This window comes from Streptomyces sp. NPDC050485 (assembly GCF_044458185.1).
Classification (GTDB): domain Bacteria; phylum Actinomycetota; class Actinomycetes; order Streptomycetales; family Streptomycetaceae; genus Streptomyces.
Genome location: NZ_JBITHR010000083.1, coordinates 1 through 1,011 on the forward strand (window position 1 = coordinate 1; position 1,011 = coordinate 1,011).

The window sequence follows — 1,011 nt, forward strand, 5'->3', positions numbered from 1 at the left end:
AGCGGATAGTACCGTGAGGGAATGGTGAAAAGTACCGCGGGAGCGGAGTGAAATAGTACCTGAAACCGTGTGCCTACAAGCCGTGGGAGCGTCGCTGGCAGCACTTGTGCTGTCAGTCGTGACTGCGTGCCTTTTGAAGAATGAGCCTGCGAGTTAGCGGTGTGTAGCGAGGTTAACCCGTGTGGGGAAGCCGTAGCGAAAGCGAGTCCGAACAGGGCGGTATAGTTGCACGCTCTAGACCCGAAGCGGAGTGATCTAGCCATGGGCAGGTTGAAGCGGCTGTAAGAGGTCGTGGAGGACCGAACCCACCAGGGTTGAAAACCTGGGGGATGACCTGTGGTTAGGGGTGAAAGGCCAATCAAACTCCGTGATAGCTGGTTCTCCCCGAAATGCATTTAGGTGCAGCGTCGTGTGTTTCTTGCCGGAGGTAGAGCACTGGATAGGCGATGGGCCCTACCGGGTTACTGACCTTAGCCAAACTCCGAATGCCGGTAAGTGAGAGCGCGGCAGTGAGACTGTGGGGGATAAGCTCCATGGTCGAGAGGGAAACAGCCCAGAGCATCGACTAAGGCCCCTAAGCGTACGCTAAGTGGGAAAGGATGTGGAGTCGCAGAGACAACCAGGAGGTTGGCTTAGAAGCAGCCACCCTTGAAAGAGTGCGTAATAGCTCACTGGTCAAGTGATTCCGCGCCGACAATGTAGCGGGGCTCAAGCGTACCGCCGAAGTCGTGTCATTCCAGCATGAGGGCCAACGCCCGCTGGGATGGGTAGGGGAGCGTCGTGTGCCGGGTGAAGCTGCAGCGGAAGCTAGTGGTGGACGGTTCACGAGTGAGAATGCAGGCATGAGTAGCGATACACACGTGGGAAACGTGTGCGCCGATTGACTAAGGGTTCCTGGGTCAAGCTGATCTGCCCAGGGTAAGTCGGGACCTAAGGCGAGGCCGACAGGCGTAGTCGATGGACAACCGGTTGATATTCCGGTACCCGCTTTGAAACGCCCAGTATCGAATC

Annotated in this window: 1 rRNA gene; it reads left to right on the forward strand. The window is 57.2% G+C overall.

Features of this window, described 5'->3' with window-relative positions:
* Positions 1 to 1,011 (forward strand): 23S ribosomal RNA (locus tag ACIBK6_RS42490); the annotation flags it as partial.